This is a genomic window from Streptococcus sp. sy010 (assembly GCF_007859175.1).
In the GTDB taxonomy this organism is placed as follows: Bacteria; Bacillota; Bacilli; order Lactobacillales; family Streptococcaceae; genus Streptococcus.
Genome location: NZ_VOHO01000001.1, coordinates 203,298 through 226,733 on the forward strand (window position 1 = coordinate 203,298; position 23,436 = coordinate 226,733).

Below are 23,436 nucleotides of genomic sequence, written 5' to 3' on the forward strand. Positions count from 1 at the left end.
GTCGTATGAAAGGAGGTTAGGAAATGGCTTGGATTTTTGATGAAAAATCGCCAATTTATATCCAGTTAGCACAGCGGATCAAAATGAAAATCATCAGTGGCGAATTGCACAGTGGTGATCAATTGCCAACGGTGAGAGAATTAGCTGAAGAAGCAGGTGTAAATCCTAATACGACACAAAGAGCTTATAAGGAATTGGAACAAGAAGGTCTGGTTTTTACAACTCGAACGTCAGGTCGTTATGTGACTGAAAATGACTCCTTATTAAAAAAGGTTGGTCATGACGTCGCCTATGCCGAAATTGAATCCTTTGTGGCCAATATGAAAAATTTTGGTTTTACAGAAGATGAAATTTTAAGCAAGGTTAAAGCTTATGTGGAAGGGAGGCAGTGATGACAACTTTATTAAGTTTGCAAGGAGTTTCAAAAGCTTATGGGCATTCTCCAGTTTTGGTAAATCTCAATCTGGATTTATCGACAGGAAAAATCATTGGCTTGTTAGGGCCAAATGGTAGCGGTAAGACCACTATAATGAAGCTAATTATGGGGCTTTTGAAAACAGATCAAGGTCGTGTGCTAATCAATGGTTTAGAACCATCTGTAGAAACTAAGACTATGGTATCTTATTTACCAGATCAAACTTACTTGAAAGATTATATGAAAGTGGTTGATATTATCCACTTGTTTGCTGATTTTTATACTGATTTTGATCGTGAACGAGCAGAAAGCCTCTTGAAAGATTTAGCAATTGACAAAAAACAGTACCTTAAAAATTTATCTAAAGGAGACAAGGAAAAGGTTCAATTGCTTTTGGTGATGAGCCGTCAAGCTAAACTGTATTTGTTGGACGAACCGATTGCAGCAGTTGATTCAATCACACGAACGTATATTTTAAAAACAATCATTAGCAATTATTCAGAAGATGCTTCTGTGTTGATTTCAACTCATTTGATTGCTGATGTTGAACCAATCTTAGATGATGTGGTATTTTTGGATAAGGGTCAGGTGTGTTTGCAAGGAGCAGTTGATGATTTACGCCAAACTTATGGCATGTCCATGGATAAGCTGTTTCGTGAAACATTTAAGAGTTAAAGGAGACGACCGTGTTTTTGAAGTTAGTAAAGTATGAATTAAAATCTGTTGGCAGGTGGTATCTAGGGCTATATGCCTTATGTTTGGCAATGGCTTTTGCTTTACGACGATTGACGCCGGAATTTCAAGCTCTTGGTCAATCGGTTAGCTTGTCTAACTGGCTATACACAGTGTATAGTTTTTCTGCTGTTGTTACGTTTTTGTTAATTGTGGCTATGATGATTGCAACAATTTTTATTATTTGCCATCGTTTTAGGCAAGAGCTTTTTGGTCGTCAAGCTTATTTGACCCTAACCTTACCTGTATCAACCCACCAAATTTTAATGTCAAAACTTTTAGTGTCCTTATTTTTAGCTTCAGTCAATGCCCTCATTATTTTTATTGGCCTTGGGATTGGTTTTGAGTGGTTAGACCGTTCAATGTGGGCAGTACTTTGGGGGGAAATGACAACGATTAATTGGATGTTGAGTCTGATTCAGTGGGTTTTATCTATCAGTAGAGAAATTTTGACCATTTATTTGGCGGTTGCAGTAGGACATTTGTTTAGAAATCGTCAAATCTTGATGAGTTTTCTTACTTATTTCTTGCTGGTGGTGGTAATGTCCTTGGTTACTAATTTTTTAGGAACTGTTCTAGTTAATGAGCTGAGCTATTGGTCGGTCATGTCTTTGTTTAGCTTGCTTTGTATAGGGATTTATTATGGAATGATTCATTTTATCATCAAGAATCGCTTGAATTTACAGTAATAGTGGGGTGTTTAGGCACGTCACTATTTTTGTCTGCAATTAGGGGAAAATCATAGTATAATAAAAGAAATACTAATCGGAGAAAAACTTATGTTTGTGCAGTTGGATACAAAGACTGTTTATAGTTTTATGGACAGTCTGATTGACCTTAAAGGTTATTTGATGAAGGCTAAGGAACTTGGCTATCAGCAAGTGGGGATTATGGATAAGGGGAATCTCTACGGGGCTTACCAATTTATGCAAGAAGCTAAAAAACTAGGGTTGCAGCCTATTATAGGCTTGGAAGTGGAATTACCCCTTGAAGAAACAAGACGTTCGTTTTATCTAATCGCTCGAAATACTAAGGGTTATCATCAGCTTTTACAATTAGCAACTCAAGTTATGACGACAGGACTAAATGTAGCAGATTTACCAAGCAATAGGCAGGATTTGACTATTGTGGTGCCTTATTTTGAAGGGATTGAGAGTCTAGATGTATCTTTTGATTACATGATAGGTGTTTTTTTGGATAGTCCACAAATACCTTATCCTAAACCAATTATTCCCCTACATACCGTTCGCTACTACCAAGAATCAGAAATGGAAACCTTACAGGTTTTACATGCTATTCGTGATAATAGTAGTTTGGCACAAACTGGTTCAGTTAAACGTGGCCAAGTTTTATCATCAGCACAGGAACTCGGAACACTTTTTCAAGAACGTTTTCCAGAAAGTTTGCTTCATCTAAATGAGTTGGTAACAGGTATTGACTATCAGTTAAATAGTCAATTAAAACTGCCTCGTTTTAATCAGCTAGTACCAGCCCATCAAGAATTACGACAAGAAGCTGAAAGGGGCTTAAAAGCAAAACAATTATGGCAGCCAGCCTATCAAGACCGTCTGAATCAGGAACTTGCTGTTATTCATCAAATGGGCTTTGATGATTACTTTTTGATTGTTTGGGATCTCTTGCAATTTGGACGCCGTCAAAATTACTACATGGGAATGGGACGTGGGTCAGCTGCTGGTAGTTTGGTTGCTTATGCTTTAGATATTACAGGTATTGATCCTGTGAAAAATCAACTGCTGTTTGAACGTTTTCTTAATGAAGAACGATACAGCATGCCAGATATTGACATCGATATTCCAGATATTCATCGTAGTGATTTCTTGCATTATGTCAAGGAACGCTATGGCAAGGAGCATGTGGCTCAGATTGTGACTTTCTCAACCTTTGGGGCTAAGCAAGCCTTACGCGATGTTTTTAAACGGTTTGGGGCGAGTGAGTATGATTTGAATGTTCTAAGCAAGAAAATTCGTTTCAAAGATACCTTATCTCTAGTCTATCAAACTAATCTATCGTTTCGTCAGTTGATTTTGGAGAAAAAAGAGTATCAAAAGGCATTTGAAATTGCCAAACGAATTGAGGGCCAACCACGTCAGACTTCTATTCATGCCGCAGGGATTGTGATGAGTGATGATAGATTGACTAATCACATTCCTCTAAAAGCTGGAGAAGAGATGATGATTACGCAATTTGACGCCAATAGTGTGGAGGCTAATGGTCTGTTGAAGATGGACTTTTTAGGCTTGCGTAATTTAACTTTTGCTCAAAAAATGGCAGAAGAAGTAAAAAGACGCTACGGTCAGGAAATAAAGATTGCTTCTATTGATTTAGAAGATTCTAAAACATTGCAATTGTTTGCTCAAGGTCAAACCAAGGGGATTTTTCAATTTGAAAAATCAGGAGCCATCAATCTGCTGAAACAAGTGAAGCCACATTGTTTTGAAGAAATTGTAGCGACAACCAGTCTTAATCGTCCAGGAGCAAGTGATTACATTAGCAATTTTGTCAAACGTAAGTTTGGTCAAGAACGGGTTGAAACCTTATCACCAGAGATTGATCCAATCCTACAATCAACCTACGGCATCATGCTTTATCAAGAGCAGGTCATGCAGATTGCTCAGGTTTATGCAGGTTTTAGTCTTGGAAAGGCAGATATGCTTAGACGAGCCATGTCCAAAAAAAATCAACGAGAAATGACAGCCATGGCTAGCGATTTTATGGCTGGTGCTCTCAAAAATGGACATGATCAACAAACTGCCCAAGCTATTTTTGAGCGCATGGCTAAGTTTGCTGGTTATGGCTTTAACCGTAGTCATGCCTATGCTTACTCGGCCTTAGCTTTTCAGTTAGCTTATTTTAAGGCACAGTATCCTGATGTGTTTTATCAAATCATGCTGAATTACTCAAGTGGTGACTATATCAGAGATGCCCTGCAACAAGATTTCTCACTAGCTCCTGTATCCATCAATCACATTAGTGAGAAAGATTTGGTTAAAGATGGTCGCATTTATTTAGGTTTGAAACGGATTAAGGGGCTTGGACAAGATTTAAGTCAGTGGCTGTATGCTAATCGTCCTTTTACCAGTGTAGAAGATTTTTTAATGCGTTTGCCAGAGTCGTATCATAAGATTGATTTGTTAGAAACCATCACTAAGGCAGGACTATTTGATGACTTAGAACCCAACCGTCAAAAAATTTTACAAAATTTGCCATCTCTCTTAAATTTTGTGACTCAATTAGGAAGTTTATTTGCCCAGTCATCTTATCACTGGACTGAGGCTGATGACTTTTCAAGCCAAGAAAAGTACGAGATGGAACAAGAAATTTTGGGTGTAGGGGTAAGTCCCCATCCAGTTTTTCAAATTCTAAGAGAGCAACAAGGGAGCTACACGCATTTTGATGAGTTGGTAGATAATACAATAGTGACCGTCTTGGGGCAAATAGAAAGTATTCGAGAAATTCGCACCAAAACAACAGGTCAATTGATGGCGTTTGTTGGTTTAACTGATGGTGTGAAAAAACTTGATGTAACGGTTTTTCCGAATGACTATCAGCGTTTGGCTTCACATCTTGAAGAGGGGAAAATTATTTATATTAAGGGGAAAGTGCAAGAACGTCAGGACCGTTTGCAGTTGATTGCTCAACAGATCAGCCCAATTATTACGGAAAAATTCTGGATTCAATTAGCTAATCATGATCATGACCGCGAAATATCAGCTATTCTAGCTCAATATCCTGGTGATTTTCCTGTTATTTTAAGATACGAGGAGGAGAAAGAAACTTTACGAAGTCGAAATTACCGTGTCGCCAAGTCAAAAGAAATGGAAGAAAAATTAAAAACTTATGTGATGAAAACGATTTTTCACTAAAAAGTGAAGAATTTTACTTGTGAATGTGCTATAATGATGTAGTTAAAAAGAAAAAGGAGTACAAAGATAAATGAAACGTATTGCTGTTTTAACCAGTGGTGGTGACGCTCCAGGAATGAATAATGCGATTCGAGCAGTTGTTCGTAAAGCAATTTCAGAAGGAATGGAAGTTTACGGTATCAATCGTGGCTATGCTGGTATGGTTGAGGGAGATATTTTCCCAATGGACGCTAAGAGTGTGTCTAATATTCTCTCACATGGTGGCACTTTCCTAAAATCTGCTCGTTATCCTGAATTTGCCAAGTTAGAAGGACAATTAGCTGGAATTGAACAATTGAAAAAACATGGTATTGAAGGTGTAGTTGTTATCGGTGGTGATGGTTCTTACCATGGTGCTATGCGTTTGACAGAACATGGTTTCCCAGCAATTGGTATTCCAGGAACCATTGACAATGATATTGTTGGAACAGATTATACGATTGGTTTCGATACAGCTGTTCGAACAGCAACAGAAGCTATTGATAAAATTCGTGATACATCATTTAGTCATGGTCGTACCTTTATCGTTGAAGTTATGGGGCGCAACGCAGGTGATATTGCTCTTTGGGCAGGTATTGCTACTGGTGCAGACATTATTGTAATCCCAGAAGAACCATTTGATATGAAAGAAGTTGTTGCCAACCTTAAAGAAGGTTATGAAGTGAAGAAAAAAGATCACTTTATTATCGTTCTTGCTGAGGGTGTGATGAGTGGTGAAGAATTTGCCAAACAGATGCGTGAAGCGGGTGACACAAGCGATCTTCGTATCACAAATCTAGGTCATATCCAACGTGGTGGTACACCATCCCCTCGTGATCGTGTCTTAGCTTCTTGGATGGGATCACATGCGGTTGAATTGCTTAAAGCTGGTAAAGGTGGTCTCGCTGTTGGTGTAAAAAACGAGCAATTGATTGAGAGTCCAATTCTTGGAACAGCAGAAGAAGGTGCTTTGTTTAGCCTAACTGAAGATGGTAAGATTGTGGTTAATAACCCACATAAAGCCCGTCTGGATTTTGCTAAATTGAATAAAGGTTTGGCGCGTTAAGCGATAAAAATATCAAATAGGAGTAAAGAATAAATGAATAAGCGTGTAAAAATTGTTGCAACCCTTGGTCCAGCGGTGGAATTCCGTGGTGGTAAAAAATTCGGTGAAGATGGTTACTGGGGTGAGAGCCTTGATGTTGAAGCGTCAGCTCAACGTATCGCTCAGTTGATTAAAGAAGGTGCCAATGTATTCCGTTTTAACTTTTCACATGGTGACCATGAAGAGCAAGGTCAACGTATGGCAGTGGTTCGTCGTGCTGAAGAAATTGCTAACCAAAAAGTTGGTTTCTTGTTAGATACTAAAGGCCCAGAAATCCGTACGGAATTATTTGAAAGTGACGCAAAAGAGTACGACTACACAACTGGTGAAAAAATCCGTGTTGCGACAAAACAAGGTATTAAATCAACTCGTGATGTGATTGCCCTTAACGTTGCTGGTGGTTTGGATATTTTTGATGATGTTGCTGTTGGTCAACAAATCCTTGTTGATGATGGTAAATTGGGTCTTCGTGTTATCGGTAAAGATGACGCCACTCGTGAATTTGAAGTAGAAGTTGAAAACGATAGCGTTATCGCTAAACAAAAAGGTGTAAATATTCCAAATACCTCAATTCCATTCCCAGCTCTTGCTGAGCGTGACAATGCTGATATTCGTTTTGGTCTTGAGCAAGGTTTGAACTTTATTGCCATTTCATTTGTTCGTACAGCTAAGGACGTTGAAGAAGTTCGTGCTATCTGTGAAGAAACTGGTAACGATCACGTTAAACTATTTGCTAAGATTGAAAACCAACAAGGTATTGATAACCTTGACGAAATCATCGAAGCAGCTGATGGTATCATGATTGCTCGTGGAGATATGGGTATCGAAGTACCATTTGAAATGGTTCCAGTTTATCAAAAAGTGATTATCAAGAAAGTTAACGCTGCTGGCAAAGCTGTTATCACTGCAACAAACATGCTTGAAACAATGACTGAAAAACCTCGTGCAACACGTTCAGAAGTATCAGATGTTTTCAATGCGGTTATTGATGGTACCGATGCAACAATGTTGTCAGGTGAGTCTGCAAACGGTAAATACCCAGTAGAATCAGTTCGTACAATGGCAACTGTTGCTAAAAATGGTCAAGCCTTACTTAGCGAATACGGTCGTCTTGATTCATCAAGCTACGATCGTAGCAATCAAACAGAAGTTATCGCATCTGCTGTTAAAGATGCAACTAACTCAATGAATATCAAGTTGGTTGTGACCATTACAGAATCAGGTAATACGGCTCGTGCGATTTCTAAATACCGTCCAGATGCAGATATCTTGGCAGTGACTTTTGATGAAAAAACTCAAAAATCATTGATGATTAACTGGGGTGTCATTCCAGTTGTGACAGCTAAACCTGCATCAACAGATGATATGTTTGACTTGGCTGAGAAAATGGCACTTGAATCAGGTTTGGTTGAAACTGGTGATAATATCGTTATTGTTGCTGGTGTACCAGTTGGTTCTGGTGGTACGAACACAATGCGTATTCGTACAGTGAAATAATAAAACGATCTAAAAGTTACCAAAGTTTATTTTGGTAACTTTTTATGATTGATAAAAGGGTATTGCTTTACAATTTGTTTATTCTATTTTCAAAAATAATAAGCTAGAATATGCCATTAAAACATGATATAATGGTTAAATGGAAAAAGAATAAGGGGGCTAGGATGCTTAAACGAGATTTTATCAGAAATATATTTGGTTTACTCTTAATAGCTGGTGTTTTTCTTGGATTACGAACGTTTGTCTTTTCAACTGCCAAGATTACAGAAGTGGAGAGCAATACCTATTTAAGAACAGGCGATTTGGTTTTAATCAACAAAAAGAAAGAATTAAGTTTGCACGACTTTGTGCAATATGATGTTGAAGGTAAGACTTATATTGGTCGTCTTATTGCAGAAGCAGGCGATTCTGTTGTTTATATGGATGATATTTTCTATCGTAATAATCAAGCTCAGGACGAGCCTTATTTAACTAGTTTAAAAAATCAATATGTGACCAATGACATGTCACCTAGTTTTACTGATGATTTTGATTTGACAACACTGACTGGGCAATCTCTAACAAATATTCCTGAAGGTTATTATCTTATTCTTAATGATAATCGTAAGAATCAAGCAGATAGTCGTCAATTTGGTTTGATCAAAAAAAGTCAGATAAAGGGCGTGGTTGAATTTAGGCTCTGGCCCATGGATGATTTTGGTTTTATTCGGACAGAATAGAAGATCAGATTTTGCTGGTCTTTTTCTTTAAATGACTAGACCAATTGTACATACGTGAAATTCTTGACAAAGATTTTATAAAGTAATATACTGATAAGGGTTAGTTTATGATTATAAAAATGACTAGACCAATTTTATAAAGGAGAAATAGTCCGAGTGACTAGATAGAATGATATGTGTGGAATTGTAGGAGTTGTTGGAAATTCTAATGCAACTGATATTTTATTACAAGGTTTAGAAAAATTAGAGTATCGTGGCTATGACTCAGCGGGAATTTTTGTGACAGCAGGAGATAAGACTGCCTTGATTAAGTCGGTTGGTCGCATCGCTGATTTACGTGATAAAGTTGGCAATCAAGAGCTGGGAGACCGTGGTATTGGTCATACACGTTGGGCAACCCATGGTAAACCGCTAGAAGAAAATGCTCATCCTCATCAATCAGAAACAGGACGTTTGACCTTGGTTCATAATGGTGTGATTGAGAATTATGCAGAGTTGAAAGAAGAGTATTTGGGCGGACATCATTTTAAGGGGCAAACTGACACAGAAGTGGCAGTACACTTGATTGGTAAGTTTGTCGAAGAAGATGGCCTAGATACCTTGTCAGCCTTTCGTCAGGCTCTTCAATTGATTAAGGGATCTTATGCCTTTGCTTTGATTGATAAGGAAGATGCGGATACTATTTATGTGGCTAAAAATAAGTCACCACTTTTAATTGGGCTTGGTCAGGGTTATAACATGGTCTGTTCAGATGCGATGGCCATGATTCGTGAAACCAATCAATACATGGAGATTCACGATCAGGAGTTGGTAGTATTGACTAAGGATAGTGTTTCTGTTCAAGACTACGCAGGTAATTCATTGGAGCGTGAGGCCTACACGGCAGAACTTGATTTGTCAGATATTGGTAAGGGAACTTATCCTCACTACATGTTAAAAGAAATTGACGAGCAACCAAGTGTGATGCGTAAGTTAATTTCGACTTACGCAGATGCAAATGGAAATATGGCAGTTGATCCAGCTATCGTTAAAGCTGTTCAAGAAGCTGACCGTCTGTATATCATTGCAGCAGGAACGTCTTATCATGCTGGTTTTGCCTCGAAACAATTTTTGGAAGAATTGACTGACACACCAGTAGAGTTGGGAATTGCTTCTGAGTGGGGTTATGGTATGCCGCTTTTGAGTCAAAAACCCTTGTTTATCTTCTTAACCCAATCTGGTGAAACCGCTGATAGCCGTCAAGTCTTGGTTAAGGTGAATGAATTAGGCTTGCCAAGTTTAACAATTACTAATGTTCCAGGTTCAACCCTATCTCGTGAAGCGAGTCATACGATGTTGCTTCATGCAGGTCCTGAGATTTCAGTAGCTTCAACCAAAGCCTATACGGCACAAATTGCGACGATGGCTTTCTTGGCTAAGGCAGTTGGTCAAGCAAACAATAATACGAAAGCAGCAGCCTTTGATGTGGTTCATGAGTTGTCACTTGTGGCACAATCTATTGAAGCCAGTCTGTCTGATAAGGAAATGATTGCCAATAAGGTGGAAGAATTGCTTTCAACAGCTCGCAATGCCTTTTATATCGGTCGTGGTAGTGATTATTATGTCGCTATGGAGGCTGCCCTTAAACTGAAAGAAATTTCTTATATTCAATGTGAAGGATTTGCTGCGGGGGAATTGAAACATGGGACAATTTCACTGATTGAAGATGGAACGCCAGTGATTGCCTTGATGTCAAATAATTCAATCCTAGCACCACATGTTCGTGGTAATGTAGCAGAAGTTGCAGCTCGTGGTGCCCATGTGTTGACCATTGTTGAAGAAGGTATTAACAAAGAAGATGATGATATTGTTGTGAGTAGCGTTCACCCTTATCTATCTAGCATTGCTATGGTTATTCCAACGCAGTTAGTGGCTTACTATGCGTCACTCCAACGTGGTTTGGATGTGGATAAACCACGCAACCTTGCGAAATCAGTTACAGTAGAATAAAAAGGAGAAAATCATGCCGAATTGTCCAAAATGTCAATCAGAATATGTCTATGAAGATCGCGATCTTTACATCTGTCCAGAGTGTGCCTATGAATGGAATCCAAACGAAACGGTAGAAGATAGTGATGAATTAGTTGTTCTTGATAGTAATGGTACGCGTCTAGCAGACGGTGATAGTGTAACGGTTATTAAGGATTTGAAAGTTAAAGGAGCTCCTAAGGATATTAAACAAGGAACTCGTGTTAAAAATATTCGATTGGTTGAGGGTGACCACAATATTGACTGTAAGGTTGATGGTTTTGGTGCCATGAAATTAAAATCAGAATTTGTTAAAAAATTATAAAAGTTAAAGAGAAGCAGATGCTTCTCTTTCTTTTTCCTGCTTGGTAAATTATGTTATAATAATAGCATGTTAGAAAAGAAAAAATTATTACTCATTGATGGGTCATCTGTCGCGTTTAGAGCCTTTTTTGCCCTATACAATCAATTAGATCGTTTCAAAAATCAAACTGGTTTGCATACAAATGCCATTTACGGTTTTCATCTTATGCTGGATCACATGATGGAACGTTTGCAGCCAACCCATGTCCTAGTGGCTTTTGATGCTGGCAAAACGACCTTTCGGACAGACTTATTTACAGACTATAAGGCTGGTCGGGCAAAAACGCCTGAAGAATTTCGTGAGCAGTTTCCTTATATTCGTGAGATGTTGACCCATTTGGGGATTACCTATTATGATTTGCCTAATTATGAAGCAGATGACATTATTGGTACGATGGCCAAGTTGGCAGAGGCGTCAAATCAACCTTTTGAGATTACCATTGTTAGTGGTGATAAGGACTTGATTCAGCTTACAGATCTGAATACCGTGGTTGAGATTTCTAAAAAAGGTGTGGCAGAGTTTGAAGCGTTCACACCGATCTATCTCAAGGAAAAACTAGGTTTAACACCGCAACAATTTGTGGATCTCAAAGCCCTAATGGGAGATAAGTCGGATAATATTCCTGGTGTGACTAAGATTGGTGAGAAAACTGGTCTGAAGCTCTTGCATGAATTTGGCAGTCTAGAAAATTTATATGAACGTTTGGACGAGCTAAAACCTTCTAAGATGAAAGAAAACTTAATTGCAGATAAAGAACAGGCTTTTTTATCTAAGACCTTGGCGACCATCAACACCCAAGCACCAGTGACGATTGGCTTAGATGATTTACTTTATCAAGGTCCAAACCTAACTAGCCTTGCTATTTTCTATGAGGAAATGGACTTTAGGCAGTTCCGTCAAGCCTTGGATTTACCAGAACCAGCCGCAGAAAAGATTGCTTATCAATTAGTCACAGAAGATCTTAGTGCTGAGATGTTTTCAGAGGACCAATTCTTTTACTTTGAAATCTTAAATGATAATTATCATGTCGAAGATATTGTTGGTTTTGCTTGGGGAAACGAACAAAGGATTTATGTCAGTCAAAATCTTTCTTTATTAAACACAGACTTATTTAAAAAAGTTTTATCGCAACCGATCAAAACTTATGACAGTAAGCGAACCAAAGTCTTGTTGCATCAATTAGGCATTGATTTGCCAATGGCTAGCTATGACAGTCGCTTGGCCAAGTACTTGTTATCCACCGTTGAAGATAATGACTTGGCAACCATTGCTCGTCTATACGGCAAGGGGCAACTAAGTAGTGATGAACAAGTTTATGGCAAAGGTGTCAAACGTGCCTTACCAGAAGATGAACTCTTCCATGCTCATTTGGCAAGAAAGATTCAAGTTCTGATAGAAACAGAACCGATAATGAGTCAAGCTCTAAAAGATAATCAGCAGGAAGAGTTATTCTACAAGATGGAATTGCCTTTGGCTTTTGTTTTGGCTAAGATGGAAATAGCAGGTATTAAGGTTGAGCAATCCAGTTTACAAGAGATGGCTTTGGAAAATCAGTTGGTGATTGATCAACTAACAGAAGAAATCTATGACTTGGCTGGTGAAACTTTCAATATCAATTCGCCCAAGCAGTTGGGAGTTATCTTGTTTGAAAAAATGGGGCTGCCGCTATCAGCTACCAAGAAAACCAAGACAGGTTATTCAACAGCAGCTGATGTTTTGGAGCGTTTGGCTCATCAGTCAGACTTGGTTAGAAAGATTTTAGATTATCGTCAAATTACTAAATTGCAGTCCACCTATATTCTTGGTTTACAAGATTATATTTTAGGTGATCATAAAATTCATACACGTTATGTACAAGATTTAACCCAAACAGGTCGTCTGTCTAGTACCGATCCTAATTTGCAAAATATTCCTATTCGTTTAGAACAAGGGCGTTTGATTCGTAAGGCATTCAGACCGTCACATCCAGATTGGTTATTGCTGAGTTCAGATTATTCTCAAATTGAATTGCGGGTCTTGGCTCATATCTCTGGTGATGAGCATTTGATTGACGGCTTTAAGCAAGGGGTAGATATTCATACTTCAACAGCCATGCGGGTTTTTGGCATTGCCAGTCCAGATCAAGTGACCGATAATGACCGTCGCAATGCCAAGGCGGTTAACTTTGGAGTGGTTTATGGGATTTCTGATTTTGGTCTATCTAATAACTTAGGCATTAGCCGCCAAGCAGCTAAAACTTATATCGAAACCTATTTTGCACGTTATCCAGGGATTAAGACCTACATGGATCAGATTGTCGCATACGCTAAAACTAAAGGGTATGTTGAAACCATCTTTAAACGTCGGCGTGAATTGCCAGACATCCATTCGCGTAATTTTAATCTGCGTAGCTTTGCGGAACGAACGGCCATCAATTCTCCAATTCAAGGGAGTGCCGCTGATATTCTAAAAATAGCTATGATTGAATTAGATAAACAACTAACTGAAAGAGGGTTGAAAGCCAGAATGCTTTTGCAGGTGCATGATGAAATCGTCTTGGAAGTGCCTAAGGACGAGCTAGAGGAAGTTCAACTCTTGGTTAAGGATACTATGGAGAATGCCGTTAATCTGGCAGTGCCACTTTTGGTTGATCAAAGTCATGGTCAAACCTGGTACGAGGCAAAATAGGCCATTAGTCAGTTGTTGAAGAAATTGAGGTATCAATAAATTGGTCGATGATTGATTTACTTCACATGAAATTAAAATAAAGAGGTTGGGAGGTGTGGCTGTGATCATCTTATCAGAAACAGATCGTATGATTTATGAAGAAACATTGGAAGAGCTAAAAGAACGTCATATTCGATTGACGGATACACGGAAGGCGATTTTGGCCTATATGATTGAGAGTCATGAACACCCAAGTGCAGAGAAAATCTATCAAGATTTGTTACCAAACTATCCTAGCATGAGTTTGGCGACTGTTTACAATAATCTCAAGGTTCTGGTTGATGAGGGTTTTGTTAGTGAGTTAAAATTACCACAAGATAACACCAGCTATTATGACTTTTTAGGTCATCACCATCCCCATGTTATTTGTCAAAATTGTGGGAGAATTGTTGATGTCATGCTAACTAACCTACCTGATGTGAAATTAGCTATTCAAGCTGAAACAGGTTTTAAGATTACCAAAACGCAGACCATGATTTATGGGATTTGTCCCTTATGTCAAGAAAAAAAGGCTTAGACAATTGTCTAAGCCTTTTATGATTGGTGATGTTTTGTGAGTTGATCATAGAAGACCACTTTGGCAGTAGTATAGTAAGGTAGAATATATATCATCAAAAGATTGGCAGTCAATTCGTTTAAGATGAACCAACCGATAAAAGATAAGTCTAAGAAAAAGGCTTGTTTTCGATGGCCTTTCATTAAACGACGACTAGTCATTAAAACGTGATGAGGGCTTGTATAGGTATTTAGTGCTAGTTGTTCAGCAAGGATAAATTCAGCTTGAGAAAAGGCATAATGCCAAGGGGCAAGAAAAATCAATGCAAATAAAATAAAGATAACGATTAGGCTAATGCCCCATCCAAAAGTTGCTATAATATCATTAAGAAATGGGATGTGATTGCCTAAGGGTGTATATGAATATAATAGAAACAGTATAGTAGCAGAACTGATGATAAAAAGAACAATAAAAGGAATAAAGTAAATGAAACGTAACAGGGAAACGAGGATATACTTACCAAGAAAAGATAGCGAAAATCCCCGTGTGCTATCTGTAAATGTTGGACTCATTTGTTTTTTACGCCAAATGTCTAACATGGTCAAACTAGCTGAGAGAATAAAAAGGGAAGCCATTATAGGAATAAAGATAAAAATTAATGAATTAACATCATCTCTAAAGAGTATTCTTTCTATACCTGTATAGATAAGGATGAGTAAAATCGGAGTTAAGAAAATTTTGTATTTATTTGGTGTTTGTTTTAGTTGATGCCTAGCGGCTTGGCGAATAGATTTATTGGTCATCATAGTAGTAGTCTCCTTTTGTCTTATTTTCATTATATCATATCTCATGACAGTAGTTCATTTTTTTGGTAAAATATGGGAGTCAAGAAAGCCTGGAACTGTATTTTCCAGTTGCAAAGTAAAGGAGATAAGATGACGCAACATCCAATTCAATATCGTTTGATTAAAAAAGAGAAACACACGGGGGCTCGTTTGGGGGAAATTATTACTCCACATGGCACTTTTCCGACGCCTATGTTTATGCCAGTCGGAACTTTAGCAACGGTTAAAACTCAGTCACCTGAGGAATTAAAAGAAATGGGTTCAGGGATTATTTTATCGAACACCTATCATTTATGGCTACGCCCAGGTGATGAATTGGTGGCTCAAGCTGGTGGTCTGCACAAATTTATGAATTGGGATCAAGCTATTTTGACAGATAGTGGTGGTTTCCAAGTTTATTCTTTAGCAGATAGTCGTCAAATTACAGAAGAAGGAGTGACTTTTAAGAATCATCTCAATGGTTCCAAGATGTTTTTATCACCAGAAAAGGCGATTGCTATTCAAAACAATCTGGGTAGTGACATTATGATGAGTTTTGATGAATGCCCTCAGTTTTATCAGCCCTATGATTATGTGAAAAAATCCATTGAACGCACTAGTCGTTGGGCAGAGCGTGGCTTGAATGCCCACCGTCGTCCACATGACCAAGGTATTTTTGGAATCGTTCAAGGAGCTGGTTTTGAAGACCTTCGTCGCCAGTCTGCTCAAGATTTGGTCAGTATGGATTTTTCCGGTTATTCGATTGGTGGTTTGGCTGTCGGAGAAACGCATGAAGAAATGAATGCGGTCCTAGATTTCACAACACCATTGTTACCAGAAAATAAACCACGTTATTTAATGGGAGTAGGTGCACCAGATAGCCTGATTGATGGTGTTATTCGTGGTGTTGATATGTTTGACTGCGTTTTACCAACTCGTATTGCGCGTAATGGAACCTGTATGACCAGTCAGGGACGTTTGGTTGTCAAAAATGCTCAATTTACAGAAGATTTCAGTCCACTGGATCCAAATTGTGACTGTTACACTTGCCAAAATTATACACGCGCCTACATTCGTCATCTTTTAAAAGCAGATGAAACCTTCGGTATTCGTTTAACAAGTTACCATAATCTTTATTTCTTGGTTAATTTAATGAAACGTGTGCGTCAAGCTATTTTAGATGACAATTTGCTGGAGTTTAGAGAAGATTTTATAGAACAATATGGCTACAATCGTTCTAAGCGTAATTTTTAAGGTTGACTTAAGCTAAGGAAGCTATAATGTAAACATCCTAAAACTTTTCTTTTTCATAAATCTCCAAAACCACTCTTTCGTCAAAGGGTGGTTTTTTCTATTGACAACAAGTTGTAAGATGTTAAAATGATAATAAAGAAAGCGATAACATATCTTGTGGATAGGATTGATTGGAGGTGACAAGCTATGACATTTAGATCCTTGACAGCTAATTTTTATCATTTGATATTAAGTCGGTCGAGTCGTAATATTGCAGATAGTTTTTATTGGATTGCCTTGTCGATTGGTTTGATTCAGGTCTATCAGATTGATGCAGGTAGTTTATCTCTATTTGCCTTACTGGGCTTGATTCCTCAGTTGACTTCTTTTTTATATGGTCCAGTGATTGACCAGATTAAGCAAGACAAGCCTTGGTTGATTACCTTTCAAGTCAGCCAGTTATTTTTGATTATCTCAATCATCTGTTGCCTGACGTTTAAGTGGCAAGTGGTTTGGATGTATGGCCTAAATTTTTTGTTTCATCTTGTGACAGTTTGGTTAAATACCATGCAGATGAAAATTATCCCAGATACGTTGGATAACGATGATGAGTTGATTGATAAATCGATTGATTTACAGTATGCGACATCTAATGTTCTCGATATACTGAGTAATTTTCTGGCTTCTTGCTTGTTAGCCGTCATTTCCTATCAGGTGCTTTTACAACTGAGCCTGCCATTTTTTATTGCTGCCATTTATTTTATTTGTCGAATACAACTCAAACCAAAGCAAGCGATAGAAACGGAAGCTGACAAGGAACCTAGCAAAAAAGAAAATTTAGCTCAGTCGATTGCCATCTTTCGCTCATCTCCTTATGCGTCCTTGATTGTGATGGTAGAGTCATTTCTAAGTGGAGGGACAGATTTATTGCTGACCTTGATGCCCTTATATCTTTTACAAGAAGGGATTTCCATTCAATTAGTGGGGTTGGTTTTAGCCGTCCAGCGTGGAGCTGACTTGCTGGGGGCTTTTATTGCTCCTAAACTATCGATTTCACCAAGACGCTTTTTCTTTATGGACTATATTATCTCAGGCACGTGTTTATTATTGGTTTTTCTAGTAGCCAATCCCTACCTTAAACTTTTTCTCTTTTTCCTAGCCTTTGTGATTATTGGGATTTCTGGTAATATTTTTGAGAAACTGATTTATGCAGAATATGATCATGATAAGATGGCAGTGGTTTATTCAACCAATTCAAGTTTGTATGCTTTTTGGGGAATTTTATTTTTACTCATCCCAAGTGTCTATCAAAATATCTTGGTCTTAGGTATTGCCATCAATGCCTTAACCATACTTGTCGGTTTTTATTTAGCCATCAACTATAAAAAAGAGGCTTAATCTTAAGCTTCTTTTCAAATCAACTGAAATACCTTTACTTTTTAGTTGAATTATGATACATTGAACAGAAATAGAAAAACATCTGTACTTTAATCAGATAATCTTAGAGAAAGTAGGGAGAGATATGATAAAAAATAAACGGTTGTTTAGTTTATTAGGTTTAGGATTTTTAGCCCTCATTATTTTTGGGGTATTCAGTTCACAAAAAAAACAAGAGTCAGCACAAGAAGAAGTCAAGGTCGGAGTCTTGCAATATGTTACGCATGAGGCCTTAGACACTATCTATGCTGGTATTCAAGAAGGTTTGAAACAGGCGGGTTACGATGATAAACTTGTCACGATTGATTTTTTAAATGCTGAGGGCGATCAAAGTAAGGTTCAAACCATGAGTCAGACTTTGGTTAATAATGGCAATCAGGTCTTGGTTGGGATTGCAACACCAGCAGCTCAAGGTTTGGCCAATGCGACCAAAACTATTCCAGTTGTTATGGGAGCCGTCACTGATCCAGTTGGTGCTAATTTGGTCAAAGATTTGGAAAAACCAAGTGGTAATGTCACAGGGGTTTCAGATCAGACACCAATAGCTAGTCAACTAGAGTTGATTAAGACCTTGACACCATCTGTTAAAACCATTGGGATTTTATACAGTAGTAGTGAAGATAATTCCAAATCTCAAGTTGAAGAATTTACTAAAATGGCAAAAACCAAGGGTTACCAAGTTGAAACCTATGCTGTTCCTTCAACCAATGAAATTGCAACGACGTTGAATGTGATGTTAGACAAGGTTGATGCCTTATGGGTGCCTTTAGACAATACCATTGCTAGTGCTTTTGCGACCGTTGTTTCAGTGACTAAGGAAGCGAAAAAACCAATTTTCCCAAGCGTTGATACGATGGTTGCAGAAGGAGGCTTGGCTTCCGTAGTTATTGATCAATATCAATTAGGTGTAGCAACTGGTCAAATGGTTGCCAAGGTACTTGATGGTGAAAAAATTGCAAATCTTCCTGTGGAGATTTTTAGTGAAGGTAAGCCAGTGATCAATAAAAAGGTTGCAGTTGAGTTAGGGATTTCAATTCCAGAAGAAGTGTTATCATCAGCTAGTCAAATCATTGAATAAAAAAGTTGGGACAATTTGTTCCAACTTTTTTATTTAGCTTAGCCATAAAACCACAAGATAAGCTAGAAAAAGAAAAGGAACAAAAGCTATGCTGTCTTGCTGATTTTTCCGACTAAGAGAATAAGTTATTCCTAATATACTAGCAAGCTGTAGTAAATAAAGAAGTTGATAAAGATTGAGTGAAAAAGATAAACTAGCCAAAAAGAGAAAGTCCCCATTACCAATTTTAAGCGGAAGAAAAGTCGCTAAGAGAGCCAAAAATAAAAAGAATAGGCTAATTTGGTTAATAGGATGAAAGAAAAAAAGTAGGTTAGTGCCGATAAGCCAAATGCAAAGAGGATAGGCTTGCTCTTTCAAATCATATAAAGTTAGGATTAAACCGAGATAGATTAAGATGGTCTGGGTAGGACTAATGATGTCTGTATAGCAAGCTAGTGCAACGAGTCCAGACGTTAGTTCTAGTCCGGCATACCAAAGGGGGAATTTAGCATGACAAAATCGACAACAAGAGCCATTAATCAATTGTGAAAAAATTGGAATTAAGTCCCTAACAGTTAATATTTTTTTGCAATGGTTGCAGTGACTTCGGGGGAAAAGAATAGATTTTTCTGGAAAGCGATCAAAAACTAACCCTAAAAAAGAGCCTAGGCTAGCTCCAAGGAAAAAAATTAAAATAGTCTTCATACTTTTTAATTCGCTAATTCGTTTTAAAAAGTTAAATGCTTGACAAAGTTTTTTAGAACGATTATAATTAAAACATAAAATAGAAAGAGGTATAACAAATGACAACAAGATCTTATGACGGTACTAAAGAAGTTTTGAACCAAGCAGTAGCTGATATTTATAAGGCTATTTCTATTATTCGTCAGGCACATTGGTATATGCGTGGTCAAGGTTTTCTTTACCTACATAAAAAGATGGATGCTTTGATTGATGGATTAGATGGTCATTTGGATGAATTAAGTGAACGTTTGATTATGTTGGGTGGTGCACCATACTCAACTCTTGAAGAATATCATCAAGTATCTAAACTTGAAGAAGTTAAAGGTAGTTTTGATGTTCCAATGGCAGATCGTTTGACACGATTGATTGAAGTCTATACTTATCTAGCAGAACTTTATCATCAAGGTTTAGAAATGACGGATGAAGAAGGCGAAGCCGTTGCTAATGGTCTGTTTGCAGATGCCCTAGCTGATGCAGATAAGGTTATTTGGATGCTTAAAGCTGAATTAGGTTAATAAAAGCAGTCAGTTCCTAACAAGGAGCTGGCTATTTTTGTCATTGAAAACTGTTCTTGAATTTGCTAAAATGAATAGGGTATGAAAGACTTATATGATGTTCAACAGTTGCTCAAACGATTTGGAATCTTTGTTTATTTGGGTAAACGCTTATATGATATTGAGATGATGAAGATTGAATTGGAGCGTCTTTATCAAAATGGCTTGTTAGCTAGGGAAAACTATTTGCAAGCAGAGTTGGTTTTACGACGGGAGCATCGATTGGAAAAGGAGCAAGAAAATGACAAGAAAATTACTAGGAATTGATTTGGGTGGCACGAGCATTAAATTTGGCATCGTGACTCAAGAAGGAGACATTCAGGACAAATGGTCGATTGCAACCAATAGTTTAGAAGATGGGCGTCATATTCTACCAGATATTATAGCCTCTATTAAGCATCGTTGGGAACTTTATGGCTTGACCAAGGCTGATTTTATTGGTATTGGGATGGGTTCCCCAGGAGCAGTTAATCGTGAGCAAAAAACGGTTACAGGTGCTTTTAATTTGAATTGGGCAAAGACTCAAGCAATTGGTCAAGTGATTGAAGCAGAATTAGGCTTACCTTTTGTCATTGATAATGATGCCAATGTTGCTGCCTTGGGAGAGGCTTGGGTCGGTGCTGGTGATAATCAATCTGATGTCGTTTTTATGACCCTTGGTACAGGTGTTGGTGGCGGCATTATCGCTGATGGCAACCTCATTCATGGTGTGGCTGGAGCAGGTGGTGAGATTGGTCACATGATTGTAGCGGCTGAAACAGGTTTAGCTTGTACATGTGGTAATGTAGGTTGCTTGGAAACAGTAGCGTCAGCGACAGGTATTGTACGAGTTGCTAGGCTTTTAGCAGAAGAATATGAAGGAGTATCGCCTATTAAAGCAATGATTGACAATGGCGATGACGTGACGAGTAAGATTATCTTTGATGAGGCTAAAGCAGGTGATTACTTGGCTAATCAGATTGTGGATAAGGTGGCTAACTATCTCGGTTTAGCTGCTGCCAATCTAGGCAATATTCTTAATCCTAGTGCCATTGTTATTGGTGGTGGGGTTTCAGCGGCAGGTGATTTTTTGCTTAAACGTGTAGAAACTCAATTTAAGCGTTATGCTTTTCCACAAGTGCGTCAAACCACCCAGTTGAAATTAGCAGAGCTAGGAAATGACGCAGGTATCATTGGTGCAGCAAGTTTAGTTCGTCAGCTAGGATAGAAAATAGAAAGAGAAGAATAAGATGATAACAGCATTGGTATGGTTAATTTTGCTAGGTTTTATAGCTTGGTTGCTTTGGAATTATTTCCGGGTTCGTCAAGCAGCTCAATTTGTTGATAATGATACTTTCAAAACACTAATGCCTAAGGGGCAGTTAATTGACTTGCGTGATGGTGAGAGTTTTAGACGTAAACATATTTTAGGAGCAAGGAATTTTCAAGCCGCTCAGTTTAAGGACTCCCTATCGGCTCTTAGAAAAGACAAGCCAGTTTTGTTGTATGAAAATGCCCGTGGTGCTAATACTGCTCGTAGTATTTTAACCTTGAAAAAAGCAGGATTTACAGATATTTATGTCTTAAAAGATGGTTTTGACTATTGGGATGGTAAGGTAAAAGAAGCTAAAATCAAATCATGAAAAAGTCCAGTCTAGTCGGCTGGCTTTTATTTTTATGAAGAGAGTAAATGGACAGGATTGAAGAAATTATCGTATTTTGATTGATTAAAAAACGTTTACAAGAGGTTTCTAGTGCTTATTTAAGAGAATTTATGATATAATACAGGGGTTAATCTAAGAATTAAGAGGAAAACATGACAAAATTAAGAGAAGATATCCGTAACGTTGCCATTATTGCCCACGTTGACCACGGAAAAACAACCCTTGTTGATGAACTATTGAAACAATCACAAACCTTGGACGAGCGTACGACTTTGGACGAACGTGCCATGGACTCAAATGATTTAGAAAAAGAGCGTGGGATTACTATCCTTGCTAAAAATACAGCCGTTGCCTACAATGATGTTCGTATCAATATTATGGATACCCCAGGACATGCGGACTTCGGTGGAGAAGTTGAACGTATCATGAAAATGGTAGATGGTGTTGTTTTGGTTGTGGATGCCTATGAAGGGACTATGCCACAAACTCGCTTTGTATTGAAAAAAGCCTTGGAACAGAACCTAACACCAATCGTGGTAGTCAATAAAATTGATAAACCATCAGCACGTCCTGAAGAAGTTGTTGACGAAGTGCTTGAACTCTTTATTGAATTAGGAGCAGATGACGATCAATTAGAATTCCCTGTGGTTTATGCTTCAGCGATTAACGGAACATCGTCTTTATCAGACAATCCGGCTGACCAAGAAGCGACGATGGCACCAATTTTTGATACCATCATCGATCATATTCCTGCACCAGTGGATAATTCAGATGAGCCGCTACAATTCCAAGTATCACTACTAGATTACAATGACTTTGTGGGTCGTATTGGTATCGGTCGTATCTTCCGTGGAAGTGTTAAAGTTGGTGACCAAGTTACCCTTTCAAAACTTGACGGCACAACGAAAAATTTCCGTGTAACGAAACTCTTTGGTTTCTTTGGTCTTGAACGTCGTGAAATCCAAGAAGCTAAGGCAGGTGATTTGATTGCGGTATCAGGTATGGAAGACATCTTTGTTGGTGAAACAGTGACACCGACAGATGCAGTAGAACCATTGCCGGTATTGCGTATTGATGAACCAACCCTTCAAATGACTTTCTTGGTTAATAATTCGCCATTTGCCGGTCGTGAAGGAAAATGGGTAACTTCTCGTAAGGTTGAAGAACGTTTATTAGCAGAATTGCAGACAGACGTTTCCTTGCGTGTTGATCCAACGGATTCGCCAGATAAATGGACTGTTTCAGGTCGTGGTGAATTGCACTTGTCCATTTTGATTGAAACCATGCGTCGTGAAGGTTATGAACTCCAAGTTTCTCGTCCAGAAGTTATCATCAAAGAAATTGATGGGGTCAAGATGGAGCCGTTTGAGCGTGTTCAAATTGATACTCCAGAAGAATATCAAGGTGCCGTAATTCAATCCTTGTCAGAGCGTAAGGGTGACATGCTTGATATGCAAATGGTTGGTAATGGTCAAACACGTTTAATTTTCCTTGTTCCAGCGCGTGGTTTGATTGGTTACTCAACCGAGTTCTTATCAATGACGCGTGGTTATGGGATTATGAACCATACCTTTGATCAATATTTACCAGTCGTTCCAGGAGAAATTGGTGGACGTCACCGTGGAGCCTTGGTCTCTATTGACGCTGGTAAGGCAACAACGTATTCAATCATGCGTATTGAAGAACGTGGTACAATCTTTGTTAATCCAGGTACAGAAGTTTATGAAGGGATGATTATCGGAGAAAACTCTCGTGATAATGACTTGACAGTTAATATTACAACAGCCAAGCAGATGACAAACGTGCGTTCGGCAACTAAGGACCAAACGTCAGTAATTAAGACCCCACGTATTTTGACTTTGGAAGAATCACTTGAATTTTTGAATGACGATGAATACATGGAAGTGACACCTGAGTCAATTCGATTGCGTAAGCAGATTCTTGATAAACAAGGGCGTGACAAGGCTAACAAGAAGAAAAAATCGGCTGAATAAGATTTTT

The 23,436-nt window shown here is 38.3% G+C and carries 21 protein-coding genes; 19 read left to right on the forward strand and 2 right to left on the reverse strand.

Features of this window, described 5'->3' with window-relative positions:
- Positions 1 to 23: 23 nt before the first annotated feature.
- The 11 genes from FRX51_RS01080 to FRX51_RS01130 all read left to right on the forward strand — a co-directional run bounded on the left by FRX51_RS01080 (position 24) and on the right by FRX51_RS01130 (position 13,964).
- Positions 24 to 392: a GntR family transcriptional regulator gene (locus tag FRX51_RS01080; RefSeq protein WP_146495085.1), complete on the forward strand. Its 369-nt coding sequence runs from the start codon at positions 24 to 26 to the stop codon at positions 390 to 392.
- On the forward strand, positions 392 to 1,090 hold the full coding sequence (locus FRX51_RS01085) for an ABC transporter ATP-binding protein (RefSeq protein WP_146495087.1): 699 nt from the start codon (positions 392 to 394) through the stop codon (positions 1,088 to 1,090). Before FRX51_RS01080 ends, FRX51_RS01085 begins: the two co-directional genes overlap by 1 nt.
- A gap of 17 nt (positions 1,091 to 1,107) precedes the next feature.
- Positions 1,108 to 1,836, forward strand: coding sequence for a hypothetical protein (locus FRX51_RS01090; RefSeq protein ID WP_186627072.1), 729 nt, complete (start codon positions 1,108 to 1,110; stop codon positions 1,834 to 1,836).
- A gap of 90 nt (positions 1,837 to 1,926) precedes the next feature.
- Complete coding sequence (locus FRX51_RS01095) at positions 1,927 to 5,031, forward strand: DNA polymerase III subunit alpha (protein ID WP_146495091.1); 3,105 nt, start codon at positions 1,927 to 1,929, stop codon at positions 5,029 to 5,031.
- Positions 5,032 to 5,101: 70 nt separating this feature from the next.
- Positions 5,102 to 6,115: a 6-phosphofructokinase gene (pfkA, locus tag FRX51_RS01100; protein ID WP_146460123.1), complete on the forward strand. Its 1,014-nt coding sequence runs from the start codon at positions 5,102 to 5,104 to the stop codon at positions 6,113 to 6,115.
- A 33-nt stretch (positions 6,116 to 6,148) separates the two neighbouring features.
- Positions 6,149 to 7,651 (forward strand): pyruvate kinase, encoded by a 1,503-nt coding sequence (gene pyk / locus FRX51_RS01105; RefSeq protein ID WP_146495093.1) that lies wholly within the window; start codon positions 6,149 to 6,151, stop codon positions 7,649 to 7,651.
- A 164-nt stretch (positions 7,652 to 7,815) separates the two neighbouring features.
- A complete protein-coding gene (lepB, locus tag FRX51_RS01110) occupies positions 7,816 to 8,370 on the forward strand; it encodes a signal peptidase I (RefSeq protein ID WP_146495095.1) in 555 nt (184 codons plus the stop codon).
- Positions 8,371 to 8,544: 174 nt separating this feature from the next.
- Positions 8,545 to 10,359 (forward strand): glutamine--fructose-6-phosphate transaminase (isomerizing), encoded by a 1,815-nt coding sequence (gene glmS / locus FRX51_RS01115; protein WP_146495098.1) that lies wholly within the window; start codon positions 8,545 to 8,547, stop codon positions 10,357 to 10,359.
- A gap of 13 nt (positions 10,360 to 10,372) precedes the next feature.
- The gene (locus FRX51_RS01120) at positions 10,373 to 10,702 is read left to right on the forward strand and encodes a zinc ribbon domain-containing protein YjdM (RefSeq protein ID WP_146460132.1); all 330 of its coding nucleotides are present in this window, start codon (positions 10,373 to 10,375) and stop codon (positions 10,700 to 10,702) included.
- A 66-nt stretch (positions 10,703 to 10,768) separates the two neighbouring features.
- On the forward strand, positions 10,769 to 13,408 hold the full coding sequence (polA, locus tag FRX51_RS01125; RefSeq protein ID WP_146495100.1) for a DNA polymerase I: 2,640 nt from the start codon (positions 10,769 to 10,771) through the stop codon (positions 13,406 to 13,408).
- A gap of 127 nt (positions 13,409 to 13,535) precedes the next feature.
- The gene (locus FRX51_RS01130) at positions 13,536 to 13,964 is read left to right on the forward strand and encodes a Fur family transcriptional regulator (RefSeq protein WP_146495527.1); all 429 of its coding nucleotides are present in this window, start codon (positions 13,536 to 13,538) and stop codon (positions 13,962 to 13,964) included.
- Positions 13,965 to 13,981: 17 nt separating this feature from the next.
- Here the strand turns inward: FRX51_RS01130 and FRX51_RS01135 are convergent, their stop codons facing one another.
- Positions 13,982 to 14,749: a DUF975 family protein gene (locus FRX51_RS01135; RefSeq protein ID WP_186627073.1), complete on the reverse strand. Its 768-nt coding sequence runs from the start codon at positions 14,747 to 14,749 to the stop codon at positions 13,982 to 13,984.
- Between the two features lie 129 nt (positions 14,750 to 14,878).
- Between FRX51_RS01135 and tgt the strand changes: the two genes are divergently transcribed.
- The 3 genes from tgt (at position 14,879) to trpX (ending at position 18,515) form a co-directional block, all read left to right on the forward strand.
- Positions 14,879 to 16,021, forward strand: coding sequence for a tRNA guanosine(34) transglycosylase Tgt (gene tgt / locus FRX51_RS01140; protein WP_146460137.1), 1,143 nt, complete (start codon positions 14,879 to 14,881; stop codon positions 16,019 to 16,021).
- 186 nt (positions 16,022 to 16,207) lie between these two features.
- Complete coding sequence (locus tag FRX51_RS01145) at positions 16,208 to 17,398, forward strand: MFS transporter (RefSeq protein WP_146495104.1); 1,191 nt, start codon at positions 16,208 to 16,210, stop codon at positions 17,396 to 17,398.
- Positions 17,399 to 17,525: 127 nt separating this feature from the next.
- Positions 17,526 to 18,515: a tryptophan ABC transporter substrate-binding protein gene (gene trpX / locus FRX51_RS01150; protein WP_261379786.1), complete on the forward strand. Its 990-nt coding sequence runs from the start codon at positions 17,526 to 17,528 to the stop codon at positions 18,513 to 18,515.
- 33 nt (positions 18,516 to 18,548) lie between these two features.
- Here the strand turns inward: trpX and FRX51_RS01155 are convergent, their stop codons facing one another.
- Positions 18,549 to 19,199, reverse strand: a complete 651-nt coding sequence (locus FRX51_RS01155) for an A24 family peptidase (protein WP_146495109.1) — start codon at positions 19,197 to 19,199, stop codon at positions 18,549 to 18,551.
- A gap of 98 nt (positions 19,200 to 19,297) precedes the next feature.
- Between FRX51_RS01155 and FRX51_RS01160 the strand changes: the two genes are divergently transcribed.
- The 5 genes from FRX51_RS01160 (at position 19,298) to typA (ending at position 23,429) form a co-directional block, all read left to right on the forward strand.
- Positions 19,298 to 19,753, forward strand: coding sequence for a DNA starvation/stationary phase protection protein (locus FRX51_RS01160; protein WP_146495111.1), 456 nt, complete (start codon positions 19,298 to 19,300; stop codon positions 19,751 to 19,753).
- 81 nt (positions 19,754 to 19,834) lie between these two features.
- Positions 19,835 to 20,059 (forward strand): YqgQ family protein, encoded by a 225-nt coding sequence (locus FRX51_RS01165; RefSeq protein WP_146495113.1) that lies wholly within the window; start codon positions 19,835 to 19,837, stop codon positions 20,057 to 20,059.
- Entirely contained in the window at positions 20,034 to 20,999 is a 966-nt protein-coding gene (locus FRX51_RS01170; protein ID WP_146495115.1) for an ROK family glucokinase, read from the forward strand. The genes FRX51_RS01165 and FRX51_RS01170 overlap by 26 nt, the downstream gene beginning before the upstream one ends.
- Positions 21,000 to 21,021: 22 nt before the next feature.
- Positions 21,022 to 21,414 carry a rhodanese-like domain-containing protein gene (locus tag FRX51_RS01175; RefSeq protein WP_146495117.1) on the forward strand — a complete coding sequence of 131 codons (393 nt, stop codon included), beginning with the start codon at positions 21,022 to 21,024 and terminating at the stop codon, positions 21,412 to 21,414.
- A gap of 173 nt (positions 21,415 to 21,587) precedes the next feature.
- Complete coding sequence (typA, locus tag FRX51_RS01180) at positions 21,588 to 23,429, forward strand: translational GTPase TypA (RefSeq protein ID WP_146460152.1); 1,842 nt, start codon at positions 21,588 to 21,590, stop codon at positions 23,427 to 23,429.
- Positions 23,430 to 23,436 lie beyond the last annotated feature (7 nt).

What these genes read in the sequence shown, in the direction of transcription:
- FRX51_RS01085 (WP_146495087.1), top strand. Translation starts at nt 392, where the DNA reads ATGACAACTTTATTAAGTTTGCAAGGAGTTTCAAAAGCTTATGGGCAT.
- FRX51_RS01080 (WP_146495085.1), top strand. Translation starts at nt 24, where the DNA reads ATGGCTTGGATTTTTGATGAAAAATCGCCAATTTATATCCAGTTAGCA.
- FRX51_RS01120 (WP_146460132.1), top strand. Translation starts at nt 10,373, where the DNA reads ATGCCGAATTGTCCAAAATGTCAATCAGAATATGTCTATGAAGATCGC.
- pyk (WP_146495093.1), top strand. Translation starts at nt 6,149, where the DNA reads ATGAATAAGCGTGTAAAAATTGTTGCAACCCTTGGTCCAGCGGTGGAA.
- pfkA (WP_146460123.1), top strand. Translation starts at nt 5,102, where the DNA reads ATGAAACGTATTGCTGTTTTAACCAGTGGTGGTGACGCTCCAGGAATG.
- FRX51_RS01175 (WP_146495117.1), top strand. Translation starts at nt 21,022, where the DNA reads ATGATAACAGCATTGGTATGGTTAATTTTGCTAGGTTTTATAGCTTGG.
- FRX51_RS01170 (WP_146495115.1), top strand. Translation starts at nt 20,034, where the DNA reads ATGACAAGAAAATTACTAGGAATTGATTTGGGTGGCACGAGCATTAAA.
- FRX51_RS01160 (WP_146495111.1), top strand. Translation starts at nt 19,298, where the DNA reads ATGACAACAAGATCTTATGACGGTACTAAAGAAGTTTTGAACCAAGCA.
- lepB (WP_146495095.1), top strand. Translation starts at nt 7,816, where the DNA reads ATGCTTAAACGAGATTTTATCAGAAATATATTTGGTTTACTCTTAATA.
- FRX51_RS01130 (WP_146495527.1), top strand. Translation starts at nt 13,536, where the DNA reads ATGATTTATGAAGAAACATTGGAAGAGCTAAAAGAACGTCATATTCGA.
- FRX51_RS01145 (WP_146495104.1), top strand. Translation starts at nt 16,208, where the DNA reads ATGACATTTAGATCCTTGACAGCTAATTTTTATCATTTGATATTAAGT.
- glmS (WP_146495098.1), top strand. Translation starts at nt 8,545, where the DNA reads ATGTGTGGAATTGTAGGAGTTGTTGGAAATTCTAATGCAACTGATATT.
- tgt (WP_146460137.1), top strand. Translation starts at nt 14,879, where the DNA reads ATGACGCAACATCCAATTCAATATCGTTTGATTAAAAAAGAGAAACAC.
- FRX51_RS01155 (WP_146495109.1), bottom strand. Translation starts at nt 19,199, where the DNA reads ATGAAGACTATTTTAATTTTTTTCCTTGGAGCTAGCCTAGGCTCTTTT.
- FRX51_RS01135 (WP_186627073.1), bottom strand. Translation starts at nt 14,749, where the DNA reads ATGATGACCAATAAATCTATTCGCCAAGCCGCTAGGCATCAACTAAAA.
- FRX51_RS01165 (WP_146495113.1), top strand. Translation starts at nt 19,835, where the DNA reads ATGAAAGACTTATATGATGTTCAACAGTTGCTCAAACGATTTGGAATC.
- FRX51_RS01095 (WP_146495091.1), top strand. Translation starts at nt 1,927, where the DNA reads ATGTTTGTGCAGTTGGATACAAAGACTGTTTATAGTTTTATGGACAGT.
- polA (WP_146495100.1), top strand. Translation starts at nt 10,769, where the DNA reads ATGTTAGAAAAGAAAAAATTATTACTCATTGATGGGTCATCTGTCGCG.
- typA (WP_146460152.1), top strand. Translation starts at nt 21,588, where the DNA reads ATGACAAAATTAAGAGAAGATATCCGTAACGTTGCCATTATTGCCCAC.